21 protein-coding genes are annotated in these 20845 nt (G+C 39.9%); 6 read left to right on the top strand and 15 right to left on the bottom strand.

Annotation, left to right across the window (positions count from 1 at the left end; translation table 11 throughout):
* Window positions 1–60 precede the first annotated feature (60 nt).
* Genes FO447_RS01930 through FO447_RS01905 form a run of 6 tightly spaced genes read left to right on the top strand, consistent with a single transcriptional unit; the run spans window position 61 to window position 7591 of the window.
* On the top strand, window positions 61–2682 hold the full coding sequence (locus FO447_RS01930) for a hypothetical protein (RefSeq protein ID WP_200757415.1): 2622 nt from the start codon (window positions 61–63) through the stop codon (window positions 2680–2682).
* Between the two features lie 41 nt (window positions 2683–2723).
* Complete coding sequence (locus FO447_RS16235; protein ID WP_117586813.1) at window positions 2724–3218, top strand: PH domain-containing protein; 495 nt, start codon at window positions 2724–2726, stop codon at window positions 3216–3218.
* Window positions 3196–3939, top strand: coding sequence for a hypothetical protein (locus FO447_RS01920; RefSeq protein WP_118312245.1), 744 nt, complete (start codon window positions 3196–3198; stop codon window positions 3937–3939). Before FO447_RS16235 ends, FO447_RS01920 begins: the two co-directional genes overlap by 23 nt.
* A 19-nt stretch (window positions 3940–3958) precedes the next feature.
* Window positions 3959–4672, top strand: a complete 714-nt coding sequence (locus FO447_RS01915; RefSeq protein ID WP_147337090.1) for a hypothetical protein — start codon at window positions 3959–3961, stop codon at window positions 4670–4672.
* A 16-nt stretch (window positions 4673–4688) separates the two neighbouring features.
* On the top strand, window positions 4689–6896 hold the full coding sequence (locus FO447_RS01910) for a type IV secretory system conjugative DNA transfer family protein (protein ID WP_118085897.1): 2208 nt from the start codon (window positions 4689–4691) through the stop codon (window positions 6894–6896).
* 8 nt (window positions 6897–6904) lie between these two features.
* The gene (locus tag FO447_RS01905) at window positions 6905–7591 is read left to right on the top strand and encodes a hypothetical protein (protein ID WP_200757413.1); all 687 of its coding nucleotides are present in this window, start codon (window positions 6905–6907) and stop codon (window positions 7589–7591) included.
* A gap of 158 nt (window positions 7592–7749) precedes the next feature.
* Here FO447_RS01905 and FO447_RS01900 read toward each other — a convergent pair whose 3' ends face one another.
* The 15 genes from FO447_RS01900 to FO447_RS01830 all read right to left on the bottom strand — a co-directional run bounded on the left by FO447_RS01900 (window position 7750) and on the right by FO447_RS01830 (window position 20228).
* Window positions 7750–9033 carry a type II toxin-antitoxin system HipA family toxin gene (locus FO447_RS01900; RefSeq protein WP_153083328.1) on the bottom strand — a complete coding sequence of 428 codons (1284 nt, stop codon included), beginning with the start codon at window positions 9031–9033 and terminating at the stop codon, window positions 7750–7752.
* Between the two features lie 2 nt (window positions 9034–9035).
* Complete coding sequence (locus FO447_RS01895; RefSeq protein WP_117586804.1) at window positions 9036–9353, bottom strand: helix-turn-helix domain-containing protein; 318 nt, start codon at window positions 9351–9353, stop codon at window positions 9036–9038.
* A gap of 93 nt (window positions 9354–9446) precedes the next feature.
* Complete coding sequence (locus FO447_RS01890; protein WP_117586797.1) at window positions 9447–9815, bottom strand: hypothetical protein; 369 nt, start codon at window positions 9813–9815, stop codon at window positions 9447–9449.
* Between the two features lie 87 nt (window positions 9816–9902).
* Complete coding sequence (locus tag FO447_RS01885; protein WP_144150410.1) at window positions 9903–10097, bottom strand: hypothetical protein; 195 nt, start codon at window positions 10095–10097, stop codon at window positions 9903–9905.
* A gap of 581 nt (window positions 10098–10678) precedes the next feature.
* Window positions 10679–12280, bottom strand: coding sequence for a MobV family relaxase (gene mobV, locus FO447_RS01880; protein ID WP_234699042.1), 1602 nt, complete (start codon window positions 12278–12280; stop codon window positions 10679–10681).
* Between the two features lie 212 nt (window positions 12281–12492).
* Window positions 12493–12960: a hypothetical protein gene (locus tag FO447_RS01875; protein ID WP_119230301.1), complete on the bottom strand. Its 468-nt coding sequence runs from the start codon at window positions 12958–12960 to the stop codon at window positions 12493–12495.
* A gap of 78 nt (window positions 12961–13038) precedes the next feature.
* Window positions 13039–13731, bottom strand: a complete 693-nt coding sequence (locus FO447_RS01870) for a hypothetical protein (RefSeq protein ID WP_200757411.1) — start codon at window positions 13729–13731, stop codon at window positions 13039–13041.
* A 15-nt stretch (window positions 13732–13746) separates the two neighbouring features.
* Window positions 13747–14226, bottom strand: coding sequence for a hypothetical protein (locus tag FO447_RS01865; protein WP_153088330.1), 480 nt, complete (start codon window positions 14224–14226; stop codon window positions 13747–13749).
* Window positions 14227–14236: 10 nt separating this feature from the next.
* Complete coding sequence (locus tag FO447_RS01860; RefSeq protein WP_200757409.1) at window positions 14237–15253, bottom strand: hypothetical protein; 1017 nt, start codon at window positions 15251–15253, stop codon at window positions 14237–14239.
* 311 nt (window positions 15254–15564) lie between these two features.
* Entirely contained in the window at window positions 15565–16050 is a 486-nt protein-coding gene (locus FO447_RS01855) for an SLOG family protein (protein ID WP_238405548.1), read from the bottom strand.
* Window positions 16047–16628 (bottom strand): phosphoribosyltransferase, encoded by a 582-nt coding sequence (locus FO447_RS01850; protein ID WP_153088334.1) that lies wholly within the window; start codon window positions 16626–16628, stop codon window positions 16047–16049. Before FO447_RS01850 ends, FO447_RS01855 begins: the two co-directional genes overlap by 4 nt.
* 657 nt (window positions 16629–17285) lie before the next feature.
* Window positions 17286–17624: a single-stranded DNA-binding protein gene (locus tag FO447_RS01845; RefSeq protein ID WP_200757407.1), complete on the bottom strand. Its 339-nt coding sequence runs from the start codon at window positions 17622–17624 to the stop codon at window positions 17286–17288.
* Window positions 17625–18377: 753 nt separating this feature from the next.
* Window positions 18378–18551: a hypothetical protein gene (locus FO447_RS01840; protein ID WP_181985899.1), complete on the bottom strand. Its 174-nt coding sequence runs from the start codon at window positions 18549–18551 to the stop codon at window positions 18378–18380.
* Between the two features lie 648 nt (window positions 18552–19199).
* Complete coding sequence (locus FO447_RS01835) at window positions 19200–19445, bottom strand: hypothetical protein (protein WP_117588232.1); 246 nt, start codon at window positions 19443–19445, stop codon at window positions 19200–19202.
* Between the two features lie 99 nt (window positions 19446–19544).
* Complete coding sequence (locus FO447_RS01830) at window positions 19545–20228, bottom strand: JAB domain-containing protein (RefSeq protein ID WP_234699041.1); 684 nt, start codon at window positions 20226–20228, stop codon at window positions 19545–19547.
* Window positions 20229–20845 lie beyond the last annotated feature (617 nt).

Raw genomic sequence — 20845 nt, 5'->3', positions numbered from 1 at the left:
TCATTCCTTTTCCATAAGCAATTATGGAAGAGGAAAATTTCCTATATAAAATAATAAGGTATGAGAACCATAAGAACAAACACAAATCCACGAGCCACGGATGTAGCCCCACAGCTGCAAAGCGTATTGAATGCCAATGGTATGCAAGCCCATATTTCAATGACAGAGACAGGCACCTATCAGCTTGTCACCATGTCACACAACTCTTCGCAGCCAAGATATTACAATATCAACCAAAAGCAGTTGGAAGCCTTGATGAACGGAGGAACAACCGTATGGGACAAGAATGCCTACAACACTTTTGTTTCTATTGTGAAGAACGATTATTACATTCCAGGTTCCTTTGTAGCAGCAAGAAATGCCAATTCTCCTGTTAACATGGGATTGAATGGTCATCGACTCAACGTAGGAGAATACGGCTATATGGGCGACCCACGTTTTCGTCCATTTTCAGGGCCAGGTTTTGGCAGATTCGACAACTCAATCTTTGGAATGTTGTTTGGAAGAGACAGATATCACGTTCGCAGAATCAATGATCGACCTTTCTTTGCCAATAGTGCGCCAGTTGTCATAGACCGTCCAGATGGTAGATTAAAGCCTGGAGAATTGAAGACAGGAAGCTATGGCTTCTATGACAAAGGTAACCAGCAGCAGGATGCCCTTGCCAACATGAAGGTAGAAAGCAAGCCTAAGGAGTTGGTGCGTCCTAAAGGACAGGCAGAAAGATTATCAGATATCTATAGCCCAGACTTAACGCTCACCCCAGAGACCTTTCAGCATTTGCTGGCATCCCATGGCGTTGTGATAGATGAAAAAAACAAGACCCTCACCATCAAGTCATCCTCTGTTAATGCAGACTTGCAATACAAGCTGACGGATGACGAGGTTAAAAAACTGATGACAGAGAAGTTTAAGAACACAGGTAAGAAGAATAGCACAAAGAACGCAGTAAGCATCGATGAGCGTCTTGCCATCCTGAACAATGTCATTAAAGCTGACTTTAGCGACAAGATAACTCGTGAACAGCTTAACACCAAGGACTATGTTTCCATTCATCTGACACCAGAGAAAGAAAAGGAAATCTTTGCAAAGGAAGTTGCATCCCAACACTATACGACAACAACGTCTGACATCATCGACCTACAGAACATGAGAGAGGACTACCATTCGGGATATATTGACAAATGGAACTCAATCGGGGTTGTGGATGGTAGAACACTCAACCCAAACGAAGGGTTCTATTTACCAGTGAAAGATGGCAGAAGAGTTACAGTTGGTGAAATCCAAGCCTATCCTACCCATGATGGAGTGAAACCATCTTTCAGAATGACAGCAGTCATCAATGGGCAGGTCATGAGCCATGAGATTAGCAAGGAAGACTACTTGAAGTTCATCAATTACGAAGACAAATACCGTCTTCAACTCTTTGACAAAGTGTTTGACGAGGTAAAGATAAAGAATGCATCCAACGGAGAGTTGCAAGATAACGTGAAATCAGGAAACCTCACCACAGCCAATGGAGTTGTTGCCTTAAATGGTGACTACAGCCTTGTCAGTGAAAAGTCCTCAGCAGTAATCACGAGTGCCACGGCGTGGAAAGATGAGATTTCTGGCAACTATCTGATGAACGTAAGAACCAACAAGGATGTTGGCATGTGGTCTTTCAAGATTACTGAAGCTCAGTACAACAACTTCAAATATTCCACAGACGAGGAACGTGCGAAGTTGCTTACCAACATGATTCCACTTACAGACGAGAACAAGGAAAAGATGAAGGTGGTGGCAAGCAATACCCTCTATCAGGGTGGTTACACTAGAGGTCAAAATGCCAATATTCCTCCTTCACTTGCAAAAGTGTTGAAAGACTTAAAGGCAGCAGGACTTGGCTATGAAATCATCACTTCTTCGAACACATCAGAACAAGAGCGTTTCGATGCCATAAAGAAAGGTCTTCAAAAGCTTCAAGACTATGGACAGGCAAAGGGAAAGGATGTAAAGATGCCGTCTGACAGCGAGATATGGCAAATGCTCAAAGAGAATCCCAATCCTCGCAAACTACCTTCCGTAGAAACCAGAACCAAGGAAACTGTTCTCTATGGAAAGGAAGTAATCAACCTCAACGACCTTCGAGAACAAACGAAAATCAACCTTCTTGGCGATGCCAGTATAAACGGTGAATCACTCAATAACATCAAGGCGAGCAAAGAATGGAAGCGAAGCGGAGAGCATGGCAGGGCTACAGAAGTCGGAGATATTGCAGTAGAGAGAATCAAAGATGCCAATGGCAATGCCGTTGAAGGGAAATACAAGATGACTGCAGTAATAGATGGGAATGTCTTTTCCCATGAGATTACCCAAAAGCAGTATGACAAGTTCCTTGCCATCAACGACTATCAAAGAATGAAGCTCTTCGACAAGATTTTTCCAGAGGTAGAGATGAAGACCAAGCCTGAGAGCCGCTTCAATCTTGGCGCAGCCATCCTTGCAGCAGTCACTGTTGGAGCGGATGTAGTGGCAGGTTTGTCCGCACCACCTCGTCCTCGCCCAGAGATATACGAGTCAGCACCAGTTTTCCATAAACCAGGTGTCGTATCTCCACAAGCAGTGTCTGCGGCCGTATATGAAAGCTTGGCAGAGCAACCAGGTAGAGGTCAGAACGAAGGTATGGGGATGGGAAGATAACGCTTCCCATCCCTTTAATAAAATATAAATATACAAGAGATATGAACAAAACCATATTTATGTTTCGCACGGTTACGTTGCGTCCTCATTGGTTTCAATACATAATCAATGAGACAGGTTCTTTGTGCCTCCTTGTTGCTAGTATATGGATATACAAGTTTTGTAGTTTCGCCTATCATGAGTGGGCTATCTATGCTTGCATCCTGCTATTGTTCCACCTTCTTTTCAAGTTAGTTTATCTTGCAAGAATGGAATATATCATCACAGGAGAACAAATCATTATCCTTCATGGGGTGTTCTCCCACTCCACTGATTACGTGGAGCTATACAGAGTTGTTGACTACCAGCAAAGTAGAAGCTTGCCCCAACAACTTTTCGGTTTGAAAACCGTCACCATATACTCAGGTGACCGCAATAATGCCAAACTTGACATGATAGGCATCAAGGCTAGCAATGACATTGTTTCGGAGATAAGATGTAGAGTTGAGTTTAACAAGAAAAACAAAGGAATATATGAAATCACAAATCGTTCGTAAAATTTTGTTCCTCATTTTGCTGGTCATTTTGTACAACGTACAAGTGTTCGGACAAGGAGCGTCCTCCTCCAATCCAATTGAATATACAGCCATAGGAGAAGGAGAGGCATTGTTAAGCAAACAAATAAAGCAACAACAACACTGTCTTGATACATTGTTTGTTCTCCAGGGAGGCATAGTTTACTCACAAACGAAGATGAAGAATTGGGAGCAAAAGTATAATTCTTATTTAAAGACAGCACAAGGATTTGCTTCTTCCATCAAGGCTGCAACAACCTTATATGCAGAAGGGATGCAAACCCTCTCCGCCTTATGGGAGATAAAAACAGCTTGCAAGCTCAATCCACAAGGAATAGCTTCATCGATTTCCATGAACAACCTATATGCTGAAACAGCCGTGGAATTGGTGAAAACCTATAGGTTGCTAAAGAAAGTAGTGGCAGGAGAAGGCGAAGGCCATATGCTCAATGGAGCAGAAAGAACAAAAATATTATGGCAACTGAATAGCGAGATTGAACAGCTCAACAAGAAGTTCCGAGCCTTGGCACTAAGCATCAGCCTCTATTCCTTCGAGGATGTTTGGAATCGTGCCATTGCAGGAAAGATACAAAAAAGCAATAAGACACTTGCCGAGGAAGCCAGAAAAAGGCAGTCTCGCGCCATGAAAATAGTAGCCAAGTTCTATAAAGAACGACAAAACAGCAAACCTTGGGGATGGTAAAACAAAAAAAAGCATCATTATGAAGAAAAGTAATATTCTAATATTAGCAGTCACTGCATTTTTTATGTTCCCCGATCCTGCCCATTCACAAAATGGTCCGGATCCAGTGAGAGCAGGAATGTTCAAGCTGTATGCCAAGACTGCAACCAAAGCCTTAGTTGCACAAGATGCTGTTTTGACTTTGAACGCTGGCGAACATATCATGTCCAAGGAAGAGGTGGACAAGATTAATAATTTTCAAAATCAGTTCAACAAATACTTGACAAGCTTCGATGACATTCTCACTATAGCAGCAGAGATTTACGCCATCTATTTTGAGGTTGACCACGCTGTAAAGAACATCAAGGAATTGAAATCCTTTACGTTCTCTTGTCCAGCTAACACCCTTGCCGTTGCCTTGTCAAAATCAAGAAGCCATATCTACAGCGACATCATAGACAACGGCATCCAGATAGCTGCAGATGTAGAAAAGCTTCTTCCTATCAGCAAGGACGAGGACAAGAACAGCAAGATGACAGAAAAAGAAAGAATTGACTGCATTAGCAGAGTCAGAAAAAGCCTTCAGAGCATGAATTATAAGATAAGAAAGCTGAATCGCCTCTTGCGCTATACAACCCTTATGGATTCATGGTATGAACTGAGAGGAAAATATTATAAACCAAAGAGCATGTACACCATCAGCACAGAATGCCAAAAGAGATGGGCAAGAAAGGCTCGTGGTGTAATGAATTAGAAATAAGAACAAAACAATGGAAGAATCGAAAGAACTTCAAGGTCTCTACACCCTATTTCGAGTAGCCATCTACGTATCGTTGGTGTTAGAGTTTTTTATGTATGCCCTCGATCCATCCGCTTTGGATTTCTTGGGAGGTCTCATTACAGACATTCATTCTCGTCTTCACAGAATGTCTGTATATCAGTATTTGCCTTTCAGTAAACTGGTGACCGTAATGTTGGTCATCATCACCTGTATAGGAACAAAGAACAAGAAGCAGTTGGAGTTTGATGCCAGAAAGATGGTCTTTTGGCCAATATCCATAGGATTGTTACTTGTTACTCTATCTGTATTCTTATATAACTGGGATTGGCATAGTAGAATTTGGATTCTCAAAACAAACATTTGGTTCTACATGGCAGCATCCATCATAGGAACAGTGCTCATCCATGTTGCACTTGACAATGTTTCCAAATACTTCAGGGATGGTATGTTGAAAGACCGCTTCAACTTCGAGAACGAGAGTTTCGAGCAAGCAGAAGAATTGGTGGAGAACAAGTATTCCGTAAACATACCTATGCGCTACTACTACCGAGGCAAGTTTCGCCATGGATGGATAAACATCATCAATCCCTTCAGAGGAACATGGGTAGTAGGTACACCAGGTAGTGGTAAGACTTTCTCTGTGATAGAGCCATATATAAGACAACACTCCAAGAAAGGTTTTGCCATGGTAGTATATGACTACAAGTTCCCTACCCTAGCAACCAAGCTCTATTACCATTACAGAAAGAACCAAGCTGCTGGAAACACTCCTGCGAACTGTAAGTTCAACATTATTAACTTCGTTAATGTCGAGTATTCCAGAAGAGTAAATCCTATTCAGCAAAAGTACATCAGCAACTTGGCTGCTGCAATGGAAACAGCCGAGACTTTGGTAGAATCCTTGCAAAAAGGACAAAAGGGAGGCGGCGGTAGTGATGACTTCTTCCAGAAGTCTGCAACCAACTTCCTCGCCGCTTGCATTTACTTCTTTGTTAACTACAACAAAGTGCCTTATGATAAAGATGGAAATATCCTTGATGCCCAATACGAGCAAGTTGAAGGAACATTCCATCAACGACTCACAGGTAGGGTCTATGCAAAAGGATGTCTGGGACAAGCAGACAAACTTGTGGAGCCAGCCTATTGGAAAGGGCAATACTCCGACATGCCTCATGTCCTATCCTTCCTCAACCACGACTACAAGGAAATCTTTGAGGTGTTGAATACAGATACAGAGGTGGCACCACTTCTTGGTCCGTTCCAAACAGCCTTTGAGAACAAGGCCATGGAACAGTTGGAAGGTATGATTGGTACACTTCGAGTTCAAATTTCTCGATTGGCCACAAAAGAAAGCTATTGGGTATTCAGCGGCGATGATTTTGATCTAAAAGTATCAGACCCTAAGAGTCCAAGCTACCTTCTCATAGCCAATGACCCAGAAATGGAATCCATCGTGGGAGCATTGAACGCATTGATTCTGAACCGTCTTGTAACACGAGTGAACAGTGGACAGGGCAAGAATGTTCCTGTTAGTATCATCGTAGATGAGCTGCCAACCTTATATTTCCATAAGATAGACCGTCTGATAGGAACTGCCCGAAGCAACAAGGTAGCAGTGACATTAGGTTTCCAGGAACTTCCACAGCTTGAAGCTGACTATAGTAAGGTAGGAAAAGATAAGATTATCACTACCGTTGGTAATGTAATCAGTGGTTCTGCGAGAAGTAAAGATACCTTAGACTGGCTGTCCGGAGATATTTTCGGAAAGGTGGTACAGTTGAAGAAAGGTATCACCATTGACCGAGACAGGACATCCATCAACCTCAATGAGAATATGGATAGCCTGGTTCCTGCCTCCAAAATTTCAGATATGGCATCTGGATGGATTTGCGGTCAGACAGCTAGAGACTTCACTGTTACAAAGACTGGTAGAAAGGGGGCCATGGATATCCAGAAAGCTGAGGAGTTTAAGACTTCCAAGTTTTTCTGCAAGACCAACTTCGACATGGACGAGATAAAGAAAGAGGAAGCAGACTATGCAAACTATCCTCTTCCGAAGTTCTATGTATTTGAATCTCCTGATGCCAAGGAGCGAATGCTCTCACAAAACTTCAGTAGAATCAACCAAGAAGTTGACGATATGATAAAGCATATCCAGACAGAATGCAAAAAAGAAAGTAAAACAAATAAAAAGTAACAAATATTATGAAGAGATTATTATTTATCGTATTGGCTATGATAGCCACAATAACATCATTTGCTCAGCAGAAAGATGTAACTAGTTTTCTTGGTATTCCTGTAGATGGAACAGTTTTAAGTATGAAACAAAAACTGGTAAGCAAAGGTTTTGTACCAAAGAAAGTAGGTACAAATGAGTTCTTGGAAGGAGAATTCAATGGAACAGATGTTCGTGTTTACATAGTAACAAACAATAATAAGGTATATAGAATCATGGTTGCGGATAATTTTACTGTGGATGAAGCCCAAATAAAAATTCGTTTCAATAACCTTGTGAGCCAATTTGAAAATAACAAACGATACTTTCCGCTTGATAAATACACTTTGTCTGATGAGGAAGACATTTCGTATGAAATGACAGTTCACAATAAGAACTATGATGCTTACTTTTATCAAGTTCCCGATATGGAGAAAGCCGACACTTTCTTCGAAGAGAAAGTACGTAATGAGTTGTTAAGCAAATACACAGAGGCTGAATTAAAAAATCCGTCAAAAGAAATATCGAAGGAAATTACAAATACAGCAATAAAAATAGGCACGGAACGGATGTTTATGAAACCTGTTTGGTTCAAAATTGCAAGAGTTAATGGAGAGTACTACATTTGTATGTTCTATGATAACGAATACAATCATGCCAATGGGGAGGATTTATAGACTATGCCACCGCTCTCGCCATCTACGCATTTATTATAATGAAGCATTATAAAGTTTGATGGACGCTTTATTTATAGACAAAAGTAAGACAGCCCCTGTGTGTAATACATAGGGGCTGTTATTTCTATATGTTGTTGTACACCTCAAGAAAGAAGGTTTTACCGGTGCAGCGTAAAACCACATTTCCATTCCATCCCATCTTCTATACGTTCTTGAAAATTTTTTAGTTCACTTCTTGACAAACCGCATCTCAAAGCCATGCTCTCCCAATATTTCATATTACGAGTAACATCCTTAATAATTCCTCTTGCAGTTGTCTCATCCAACATATAGCTTTCATGGGCATCATAAAGTACATCCAAGCTAGATTCATTGGTATAACCATCGATTAGCAAGGAATGGTAATATTTGTTAGTAGGGTTCATATCATAAGCTGGTGACAGGTGCCATCCATCCTTTTTCAAAAGGAAAGCATGATTTCTGAAATGGTCATCAGTATTGCCTATGCAAATATTGAACGCCACACGGCGATACAGTTCCTCCAATTCTTTTTCCATATCAACACTTCCATTGGCCACAATAAAATCCACAATATCAAGATACCCCTTTCCTGTACTTTCCCCATCACCATCGTTCAATCCCAACAATGTAAGAGAAGATGCCATGTGTATTCTCTTTCCATTCTCTGTTCTGTCAAACCTTTTAGACAAAAGGACATCACGACTATCCTTGCTTGAAACCACTCTGCACTCCGCAGCGTTTATACCACAATCCTTAGCCATAGAATGAGCAAAATATTCCCAACGTGAAATGTTTATCTCATCCCCTACAGAAGGAAATTTCGCAACATATAAATCTTCACCTTCCTTCACACAAGCCTTAGGTCTAGCTCCTCCCATAGAAGAACCTGGTTGGAATATTCGCTGAATCCATCTTGATTCAGGTTCCATTCTGTTCAACTCACTCTTCTCTATCTGACCTGCAGCCTCCAACAGTTCATCCAAGAACAAAATTGGTGGAATTGAATATGACTTATTATAACTTATGTAAGCATCTGTAGCTATGTCCTTGAAACGAAAAGCACCCATTCTTAAGGAATCCTCCACTCCTTTCAAGTAGTCCCAATCAGAAATATTTACCCTGCGTTCTCCAGAGTCTTTCATTTCCTGGTGGATTCTCAAATCAATAAGTCTTCGTCCCCATCTGTCAGGCAGTGCATCAGAGAATGTTCCAAATATCCTGTTTCTTGTAGGATTATATTGAACCCCAGGAAAAGATTGCAGCTCCTTTCCTAGATTTAAAGAAGGATGTCTTTTCAACCAGTCCTTATCATACTCAAAGGTATATACATCTGTCCCCCTCTGAGATTCATGCCCAAGAAGTCCTATAGTTTCCTCATTTTCAAGCCAATCAAAGTCGGCAACAACCTTAATTTTTTCCATTGTCATTTTCCTGTTACACGTTTTTTATTCTTTAGATCAATGTCTTGTATGACCTTTCCCATCTCATCGTTCTTAGCAATGAGCAACAACTCATCAGGCATCTGCAGTGCATTCAAAACACGTGCCAATACCCCTACTGAAACTTCAGGTGAGCCACTTTCCAATCTTGCCAAAGTTTGGCGACTACATTGTGCTCTTGCTGCTACAATTTCCATGGTCAAGTTTCTCCTCATTCTCGCCATTTTAAGTTGCTCACCCATTACACAAAGATTCTCCGCCAGTTGTCTGGTCATCCAATTTGCTTTTGTAAACTTTGTCATTGCTTATAATGTTATATATACGCAACAAAGATACAAAATAAAGTTATATGAATATAACATTCCGCTCATTCTATAACTTTTTTTAATTTAAGTTTATCTGATATAACAAAAATTCTGAGGCACGACATTAATTCCATAGTCTTGGAGAGTTTTGGGCTTCAAGAACACATTGACATTCCCGACAACATAAGCACAAGCCTTGTCTCTCCCTTCGAAATATGAAAAGAAGTCACTTTCCGATATACCAGCATACCCCTTTGTTCTTTCCCATATATTTCTTGGAGTATCACATAACCTATCCGCTATCTCAAACTCACCAACAACAAGTCCCTTTCCCCTTGATTCGTAGATAACAATAGTATCTACTTCCAAAGAGCAAAAGGACTTTCTATATTCATACGCCTTGGAGCCATCAAAGATTTTCTTGACATACTCCTTTTTTATAGGAAACAATGCTTTCATTTTATCTATGCATATGTTGTGAAACAGTCTCTTCCATAGAATCATCCCCTAGAGACAAATTATAGTTTTTGATTTCCTCTTTGAGATTCATATTAAGTTCTTCCATGCTCTTTCCCCTGGCTGCCAAGCCCTCTTCAACAACACTTGGTTCTCCACCTCTGTCATAGTAGATCCTTCTATGGCGGTGGAATGAGTTACGATGGAATATAAATAGAACTTGTCATAATCTATGAGATTAGACATGCCCAGTTCTTTATATTCCTGTATTGTATTAAAAAACATATTTTTATCCATACTATCTTCTTTTTGATGCACCGCAAAGGTACAACATTTTTTCTAAACTAGAGAAAGAAAGACTTACTATTTGCAGTTTCTACCCTTCAATTTTCTTGAAGATTACATTCTTGTGGTCTGAACGCTCACAAGATGCACATCTTAAAGTCTCCAAGATTTTACCCTCAAAGAAACAGCCGGTACAGGTTGGTTTCTTTATCTCAACCGCCACCAAGGTCATACCTTGGAACTTGAACTTTTCGCCTACTTATGTTCCTTCATTGTTACATTATTCTAACTATATAATTTGACACCATGCAATCTTTTTAATTTGGATGTAAAATATCTCATATTTCCATCACGCCATCTTATCCGTTAATGTATATAAGTTTTACTTTCCTATTCTACTTTATTACAATACTTTATATAAAACAATAAAGATATAAGCATATAAACAAACAAATCTATAATTATTGCATTATATGCATATAGTATTATAGAAGAATATAAGATAATAACAAAATAAAGAAAGATTCCTATAACCATACCTTTATATAAGTATATCTCTATATTCTTCCATAAGAACCGCATCAACGTTTTCGCTGCTGCTTGTTTCCAGACCTCATCATGTGCATAGCCATTCCAAAGCATCTGCGACGGAAAGCGAGGTCATCCTCGTCATCCTTTTTACCCCAACCACTGCCAGGACTTCCGCCTCCACCATGACTAGCAGCAATGGTCGTTGCACTATCGAGGTACCCCATAAAGAGAGCAGTAGCGACAGAGCAAACAGCAGATGTATTCTCGGCAATTTGTTCCATAAAGGAACCATCCCATATTTTGCCAACAGTACTGTCCAAGAACTCACGCTGTTCATCAGGTAATTGAGCCTTGAACTCATTATACTTTTCCAATCTATTTTGAGTATCGATGGCACCTAGGTGGTAACCCAGAGCTTGCATCTCACGCATCACCTGTTTGTTGAGAACAGGAGTTTCCTTGTCTATTTTTGCCTTCACTTCATTATATTTCTTTTCAGCTTCCGTCGCTTTCTCTTCTGCCATAGCAGCCTTCGCCTCAAAGTTATTCTTCTTTTCTTCGATAATGTCTAGTTGACGTTGGGCGATTTTCAACTTTTCTATTTTGTCAGCAATTTTTTCTTTTGTCTTTTCAATATCAGCATTGATTTGCGCAAGTTTACGGTCTGCTTCTTCTTTGGTAATCTTACCGCTTTCCAAGTCACGCTCCAACTTTTTCACCTCACCTTCCAAATCCATCTTATGGGTTTGAAGATTCTTAATCATAGTCTGCAAAGCCTTCAAACGAGCAGCCGCATGTTTGATTTCCCGACTCTGAGAATCCATGATGTTGTTCTGAGTATCGATAGTCTTTTTATTGCCCTCGATGGTCTTGTTGTTTTCCTCCACCTCAGCTTCTTTTTGCTGCGCTTCCTTCCAAAGTCGCTCACGGTACTCTTCGGTCGTACGATGTTCGGCACCAGTTTCTTTGATGCTGTCACCACGTTCCAATCCATACTTTATACCAACCTCGTTGGCAAACTCTGTATGAAGATTAGTCATATGTCTAGACAAAGCTTCCTTGTCATCATGACCATCTAGGAATACGCCCAAGAAAGAAAACTTTTCCTTTGGAGTAATAGGCAAAACTGTACAATGAATATGTGGGTTAGCCTCGTCAAGATGCACAACAAAAGCTGCTATGTTTTTTTCACCATATTTTTTACACATAAACCGATAAGCATCTTTCGCCCAATTCTCAATCTCAGGCATACGTTTCAACTGGGTATTGTCAGCTCCTTGCTCCCAATTTACATTTTGGTTTCCAAACGCCAAGTTGCGCATGACCTCTCGGTTTCCTCCCAGAATAAAATTAGCAACAGTCTTAAAGTAAGGCCTTTTGCCTTGATTTATCAAAGACAAGTTTGGGTCTTTTATTCCACGAGCCTCCAAGTTCTCTGCAATCCTCTGGGGTATTGATTTCATCTTGTTGACTTTCATAACAACCCCACCTTTCCCAATCTCAAAGTTAAGGTGTTCACGAGAAGGGTCATAATTCCACTGAGCCTTTTTAGCTCTATCCTTATCAGAGAAAACTCTGAGGTGTTCATTACTTTGGGAAGTGGTAAAGCCCTTTCCCGGTCTCATGTCTATTACATTTTTTGCTCCTGCCATATGTTATTTGCTTTAAAGAAGGGTTCTTAGGGAAGAAGTCCCTGAGCCTAATAATCCCCACGGCTTGCCGCACGAATGTCAAAATGAATTACTTTTCATTTTTGGGGGTTACAGTGAGTTTTGCAGAAACTCCGTATTAGGCTACTAGAGCAGAGAAAAAATCCGCCCATGCGCAAGCGCATTTGTAAAGAATCCTTTCTATGTGAATATTTTTATTTTTCTGTCACAGAGTTTTCTTCCGTTTCATCGGAAGAGAGATGTGGCTGGGTTGGTCGAGACTGTAGGGAGTCTCCGCTTTCTCTGCCACCGGATGCTTTGCCCCACCTTGGAGAAGAAAGAATATTCGGATTAATCGAAACGTTCTTTCCTTCCTTCGAGTCCTTCACTTCAAAAGCATTCATTGCTTTGAGGTTATTGACATAAGCTATAACCGTTGGGCGTGTCCAATTCCAACGCCTTGACAGTTTTGCTATATTAAGTGCAGCGTCCTGCTCATTCTGAAGAGAATCCAGATAATGCTCCACCAAATCCACAAAGGCTTGAATCTTTGAAAGACGCTGTGGGTTGTTGTAAGCCCTGTCATTGGCCAGATAGATGAAGACATTAATCGGAAGAACTATCTCATCAGACAATTCCCATATCTTGCTATCTATACCTTGTACTTTTTTATTATCATTCATAGCTATTTTTTACATCATATTTTATATGGAAAATCTGTGAAGTGCAATACCTTCACAATCTTTTCCATTGTTAGAAAACTAAGCAGCTTTTCTCTCTGCGTTTTTCCAAAACAATTCTTCCTTTTTTGAATACTCTATTCCTTTTCTTCCTCCTGGTACTCCCTCGCCTGTTTTATCTGGATAAACGGCAGCAGCCATCAATATGATGAACACAGTTTCCGCTGCGCACAAGTATTGTCCACAATGGCCAGCCATGACAAAAATGACAGTTTGTGCTACTAGAGAAAATGCCATATTGTTGCCATGCAGAAAGGATAGAACCTTATCCGAAATCCGATAATAGAACATTAGACTAACTACCATCAAGCACCCCACAGAAAGGAAAATTGGTGTTTGGAATGGATAGAAATAATCAGCTATCTCTTCTCCACTATCAAACATATTGTCTAGTAACGACAGGTCAGCTACATTTACAATCTGACCTGCCATCGTTACTCTTCCCTGAGCTAATTCATTACTAAGAAGATTGGCAGCGTTCGCTGCTTCAAAATCCACGTACTGAACAAACAGGAGGACTATCAAGAAAACATGTATAAAGAATTTTCTTGCATTGTCACTATGTTTCATCCTTTCATAAATAGCAGAAAGCACGGTGTACAAGCTCCCCCACTTGTTAGAGGACGCTTTCCTCGGCTTTACCCAGAGATGAAAAGCAAAAGGAATGGCCGTGAGCACAAAAGCCAGTATCACCTTCAATGTTATTGCAAACATACAACCATTATTTTTTTAATAGAAACTGTTTATGACATCCGAGTACTTTTCCTTTTCAAGGATAAACATATCAAACTTCGGCATGTTGGTAAATTCCTTACAAACCTGCTTGTACATGATCTCCAAGCTATCAAAGAAGTTGACCGTCATGTTTTCTATGACACCATGTTGTTGTGAAGCCAGATGAATGACATACATTTTGTTTTCCACAGGAACGGAATAAGCCACAGCCTTATATGTCTGCCCTTTATTATCTCGGACGGCATACAGAACATGGATGCCCAACACATTAGCCAGCTCATCCACCAAATGTTCCATCATCACTTGCTTGTTCAATAGTACAAACACTTCTGCATAGCCACGGTGCAATACTGTTTTCACACCAAGGGAATTGAAGTATTCAGGTGATTTTTCTCTAATTTCCGAGAGGAAATCAGAGATTGAATCTTTCAAAATCTCATTCTCGATGAGAGTATAGTCTATAAGTTCGTTCATGTTTTTATTATTATAAAGATGTTGACAAATACGATTTCAAGAAATATTCGGAAAGGACTTTTGTAAATTTATCTTCTTCCTCCTTAGTCTGCTTTTCCAACTCCAATTTGTTCAGCAACATAGGAAGTTCATTTGACATGTCAAGAAGTTCCTCCTTTTGCTTACTTGTTAGCGCAGCAGTAGAATAGTCATCAATAGCCATGAACGGCTGAATGAGCATCCATCTGTAGTTAGCCCTCTGGAGATGACTAAGCTTCTTTCCATTCTCCACATCTTGCTTGCAAGCCAAGGCATTTTGAACGATGCGGCGATTGAAACGCATGGTAAGATAAAGCATTGTACGATCATTGACATCATCAACTTTTCTGCCGACTGAAGAATACAATCCATCGAAGATGCTAGCAGTAGCATCAGTAAGCTGCTGCAGTTGCTCATTAGAAACCTGACTCAAAAACTTCATCAAAGAACGAAAGCATCTATCTTCTTCAGAGATGAATCCAAGAAGTTCACTTTCATGCTTGAAAGGCTTGGCATTATGCAGCAAAGCCGAATACACAATAAGTGTCTTTGTCAAGTTTGGATAAGTATCTTGCTTATCGAGCTTGTCATAGAAATCCAATACCTCCTTATACACATCGGACTTTTCTATCTTCTTTCTTGCCGTTGCCGTATTCAATTTAAGATACATGACATCACGAAGAGAACGAGGATTGGCAAACGCCAGTCTTTTGAGTTCTCCACGTATAGAATCCGACACAACAAAGTAAGCCATGGCAACAGGGCTTCTTAGATTGATGGTAGTGTCACGAGAGAATACACTATAAGCCGAATCTTGTATTTCCAGCCATGCAGAGGTAGCTTTTGCTAGATTCTCCACAGATACATCATCCATTTCCTTCAACTCTGCTAGCTCCTTCTTGCAACCTTCCACAGCATCTACGGAAGTCTTGAAAGAAGGATGTTCCTCGCACCCCACCAGGACAGAGGAACAAAGCAACGCTAATAATAATACCTTTTTAAATTTCATAAATCATTGTTTTAATTGAAAATTTCATCGCAAAAGTATATAAATTAGATAGAAACGGCTGCATAAACACGATATACCTTTTTATTTAACATATTCTTTTTCTACCCACCTATAGACTATAGGAACAAAAAGAAAACAATAATATTCCAAATAACAACTATATGGCATATTCACCCCCACAAAAAGACACAGATACGCCATCTCACATAATAGGCAAATGAGAATATAAAAGAATTATCCAATTACATCAACAAGTTAGATATGAAGGATAGGCATTACCTTTTTAGCAATACCTATCCAAAAGGCAACCATCAAAACAGGTTGCAAATTTGCAAGCGCAACCGCTTTGCATTCCTTACAGTATAAAAAGTTCCTCCCTTTGGCATTCCATCAAAGTATGCAAGCAAAGCCGCAACGTGGTTCAACATGAAATCATTGCGTTTGAGGAAACAACCATTGTAATAATATTCACTCAACACAACAACATCATCCACTTTCTCCAAAATCTTCAGATAACGTTTTTTCTGATTGGCACCCCATCTTTCATTTTGCTCCCGATATGGAACAGTGGCAACAAGAAGGATGCCTGGAAGTTCCTCCTTCAGTTTCAGCACCTCTTCAGCAGCAAGCATATCAAAGCCTAGAGCCATTCCACAAAAGAAATTACGAAATCCCTTGAAATAAAGCAAGCGAATCTCATTGTTAACACTCTCCCTCACCTCTTCCACTCTACCAGAAGAGATGAATCGGTGTCCCGTAAATGCTACGGAACACCGTTTTTCATACTTTTCAATCATTGTCTATTATATCTATAATAAGTTTTACCTAAGAACATACCACCCAAAACGTGTGCTCCGCTATCCTCCAATTTGTTCGCAAAATCCGCATAGCTTTTGCCTGTGGTGACAACATCGTCAAACACACATATCTCCTTGTCCTTGAAATAGTAAGTGTCCAAGTCAATAAGTTGCGCTTGGCGTTCCGTCTTTTTCTTACCTCTTCGATGGTTATGCACATCCAAGCGGTCTTGAAGTACGCACACGTGAGAAAAACCATTGCCTATGCCTGTAAGTTCACTTACTCTATTACAGAACATCATGTATCTGCTTTGGTAATTCTCCTTCTTACTCGTCGGAACACAGACCAAAACCATACTTTTTACTTTCTCGCCATATTCCTCTTTCAAGTGCTTGGCAGTCATCTGAGCTACTTTCTCATAAGCAGAATCACGAGAATCTTTGAAAGCCCATACCAACTGCCTTGCAGCCTTGGCATCCTCACCTACGTTCTGAATGCGAGCAGGAAAGTATTTCACGAAGAAACTAATCTTCTTATCCAGCTGACGCTGAATGTTTTCGTCTATTACTTTTGCCATAATCACTATGTTTTATTGGTTCAACTTTAAAAATTATACTTTGGATTTCCGGAACCTTCTAGCCTTTTACAGTTATTTGTTTCGTTCGATCCGATATTTTTTTTAATCATACCTCGGCGTGTCCTTCGCCTCCTGTAGCCTTTTTACGTGCAGAAAGGATAGCAGCCCAGAGGAGTCAGAACGCCAAGGAATTTGGTAGAAACTTTTCAGGAATACCCAAATAAGAATTATTTGCGGAAGGCTTCCAGGAAAGTTTTAGCCAAATAAGGAGTCCTCTCCTGGTACTTGGCATCTGACAGGGCCGCCATAACTTTGCACGGGAAAAAGCAAGGGAGGCAGATGGCACGCTACCGCTTCAATAAAAAAGTGAGGTCGAACAACAGAAACAAATATGAAAACATAGATATAAGAAAAGTAGAATATAGCCATATAGATATTGCCCTATATAAACATAGAAACAAAGCACTATATCCTTATAGGACTATATGTTTATATAAAAATATAGACATATAAATATATACATCTATAACAATATATAGATATAAAGCATAAACTACTAGATATAAGCAACTTAGTAACGAGCAGTCAAAAAGGCTATTCAAAAAATAGCCTTTTTGATATTGCCAATAAAAGTAGAACATAGAAACTAAAGGAGGTCTAAGCCTCCTTTGCTGTTTTTCGCACCAATTCAATCTTGGTGGCAGTCATCTTGGTGACATGGAAATCCTTTCCATCCTTGGTATAGGTATCAGCTTTGAAGAATCCTTCAACCTTTATCAACTTACCCTTCTGGAGCAAATCCAAGGTGGCGGTGTCATCATTCTTAATCCATGTCTCGATGTTAAGGATAGCCGAGAGCTTGATTTCCTGGTCATCCTTTTTCACTGAGGTTCTATATGAGACTCCGAAGCGTGCGATGCTTGATTTCTCAAAGTTATGTACTTCTGCGTTATTTACTACGAAACCAGAGATTGTGAAATTATTCATTGCGTTCATAATTGTAATTTTTAAATGTTAATACTAATTTTACGTGCATAAAAACAGCAACCAAGGAGAAGGTGAGTCGCGGCAAGAGATGTCCAATATGTTTTTCACCCATAGGGCATGGAGTTTTTGAAACCGGAGCAACTGCACCCAAAAAGTCTGAAAAAGATATTGAGACAAACAGGATGTGCGCCCTTGCCAACACCGCTTGGGCTAACTTTGCAAAGTAAAATGGTTGTTAACAGGATTATAAAAATTAGCTGAACGCATCAGAACTACTGATTTCACAACTGGTTTTAGATAATGCAGAGCAACATCTATACACAAAATCAAATTTGCACGAAGATGCCAAAATATAACACAGAAAAAGGAAGCAAGAAATCAAACAGCTTCTTGACATTGAAGCATAAAAGAACAAACATCGCCATTTTGTTCTAGAAGAGTAATATCAAAATCGAAAGGATTTAATCTAGACGACTATACCAAGAACAAGAAGTATCACCATCAAGAAGACTGTTACCATGAAACAACTCAAAAAACAAAAAAAGACTACAAACATTCAAATATATACGTTCTACAACAATTGGTAATCTATACAATAGAAAAGAGGCTTATAAAGAGCGAGTTAAGTTCTTATATAGATATATAATTATATAAACAAATAAGAAAATAAAAATATAAATATAGAACCATATAAGAAAATGTAACAATCGGTTTGTCCACCATATCCTTTAGGACATCCTGGACAAGCCAACCGCTCTCCCTTTAGTCCCATGGCACCATCATCGATGCCGACAGGGGACAAGATTCCACAGCTTCAGCTATAGAATCTTGGGGCATAGAGGATGGCACACTTGTGAGGAGAATGGCATAGCCATGTGGCTTGGAGAGAGGGGTAGCCTGGCTTTCAAAATAGGTGGAGATGGGAAGGAAGTCCATCTTCGCCAAAAACGGAAGCAAGCCTACCCTGAAAGAAAAGTCCTCCTCGCATGTATGCCATCCGCCAAGGGGTGTGGTGGCCAAAGCCCCACATGAAGGTTCGGCCTATCTCCCTTGCTGCTCTATGGCATCACAGTGCAGTTTCTCAGGCTTTCAGGAGAACTCAGTGAAGCCGAGGATGGATGAAAGCCAGGAGAAAGGGAATAAAGCGAAGCCATAGACATAAGAAAAGCGCAAATGTTCAAAACAGCTACTATTTGGAACATTTGCCAAGACACCCATCGGCGATACCGCTTTACAGGCGAAGCTGAACGGTTCGTCTGTAGGCTGCGACTGAAGAGGGAGCAGACGAAAAAAATAAGAGGCAGCAATGCAACTTGCCACCTCTATATTTTTTCAAACTTTTACAAATTATCTATCCATCTTTGTCCAGATTTGGTATTAGACCAAATTGCGAGACTTATGCCAATTACGGCACCTATACACATTACCAATGCAAATCCTTCCATATGACTAATATTCCAAGAAAACGTTTAAAGTTCCTGTAACCATTTTTTTCCCTTTGGGGTATATAGCCAAATAAGGAATGCACCAGCCAAGAGTGTAAACCATGCAAAACATAATGCTAACATCATAATTGTAATATTTTTATTTACCTTTAATAATCTTATTTCCAACGAAAGCAAATATCACCGTCAAAATCGAGCCAATAACAAATATTGCCACAGTTCCTATCACCCCCGAATCCAAATCTGTGCCCTTCAACAAACCTAACATTGATGCCAATGTACCCATAACTGCACCCGTATAAGTTGCTATACTTAGGCTAAAGAAATACTTGCTCAGCATTTCCCTTGCAGACTTTGCTTTGTCTCTATCTTCTCTTGTTGTCATTTTACTTTAATTTGATGGCAAAGTTACGAAACTTTTTCGTAACTTGCAAGTTATTTCAAACATTTCTTTACTAATAGGGAGGATTTTACCCTCCCTATCTCAATTATCAAGTTTTCCCTTATCATGATAAGAATAATACGTTCCGTCGGCGATGATAACATGGTCCATGAAGAACAATCTCATCAACTCGCAAGCCTTAGCTATTTGTTGTGTCAAAAAGTCATCTGCCTTGCTTGGAGTAGGGCAATTGCTAGGATGATTATGAGCGAAAGCTATAATCGTTGCATTATTGAGCGTTGCTTCTCGGATTATCATTCGAATATCCACAGCAGTTTCAGTCAAACCACCCTCACTTATCTTCACATCCTTAATCAACTTGAAGTTTTGATTCATCAACAACAAGTGTGCCTGTTCATGGTCTAAGTTGCCGATAATAGGATGAAGAAAGTTGTAGATAGCAAGGCTACTACTCAAGTCTGGTCTTTCACCCATTTTCTCCAAATGGAAACGCTTTGCCAATTCCATAGCAGCTTGAAGAGCCATAGCCTTGTTGTCTCCTATCCCTTGTACTACCTGAAGTTCTTCTGGTCTTGCCTTGGCGATGTTTCTCAAACTTTGTCCCATCACGTTGTAAATCTGACGAGCTTGTTCAACATTGCGCTTGGTACCAGTACCAATAATCATAGAAATTAACTCTACTACTGTCAAACTTTCGAAGCCATTATTGTAGGCTCTAACCTGCGGATGCTCCTCCATACAGAAATCACTAAAATTAAGTTCCATTGCGTTCACTTTTATAGGGTTCAACTTTAAAAATTATACTTTGGATTTCCGGAACCTTCTAGCCTTTTACAGTTATTTGTTTCGTTCGATCCGATATTTTTTTTATCATACCTCGGCGTGTCCTTCGCCTCCTGTAGCCTTTTTACGAGCAGAAAGGATGGCAGCCCAGAGGAGTCAGAACGCCAAGGAATTTGGCAGAAACTTTTCAGGAATACCCAAATAAGAATTATTTGCGGAAGGCTTCCAGAAAAGTTTTAGCCAAATAAGGAGTCCTCTCCTGGTACTTGGCATCTGACAGGGCCGCCATAACTTTGCACAGGAAAAAGCAAGGGAGGGCAGACGGCACGCTACCGCTTCAATAAAAAAGTGAGGTCGAACAACAGAAACAAATATGAAAACATAGATATAAGAAAAGTAGAAAAGAAAAATATAGATATAGCACTGTAGTTCTATAGGTAGAAACAATTATATTCTTATAGAACTATATACTTATATAAATATATAAAGAAATAAGAAAATAAGGAAATATAGAAACAGAAAAATAAGATTCCGAAACTTCGGCTATAGATATAGGAGCGTAGAGGATGGCACACTTGTGAGGAGAATGGCATGTCCAT

It is taken from the genome of Segatella copri, from assembly GCF_015074785.1.
GTDB lineage: Bacteria > Bacteroidota > Bacteroidia > Bacteroidales > Bacteroidaceae > Prevotella.
Note: the sequence above shows the minus strand (reverse complement) of the source record. Positions and strands in the feature narration are given on the sequence as shown.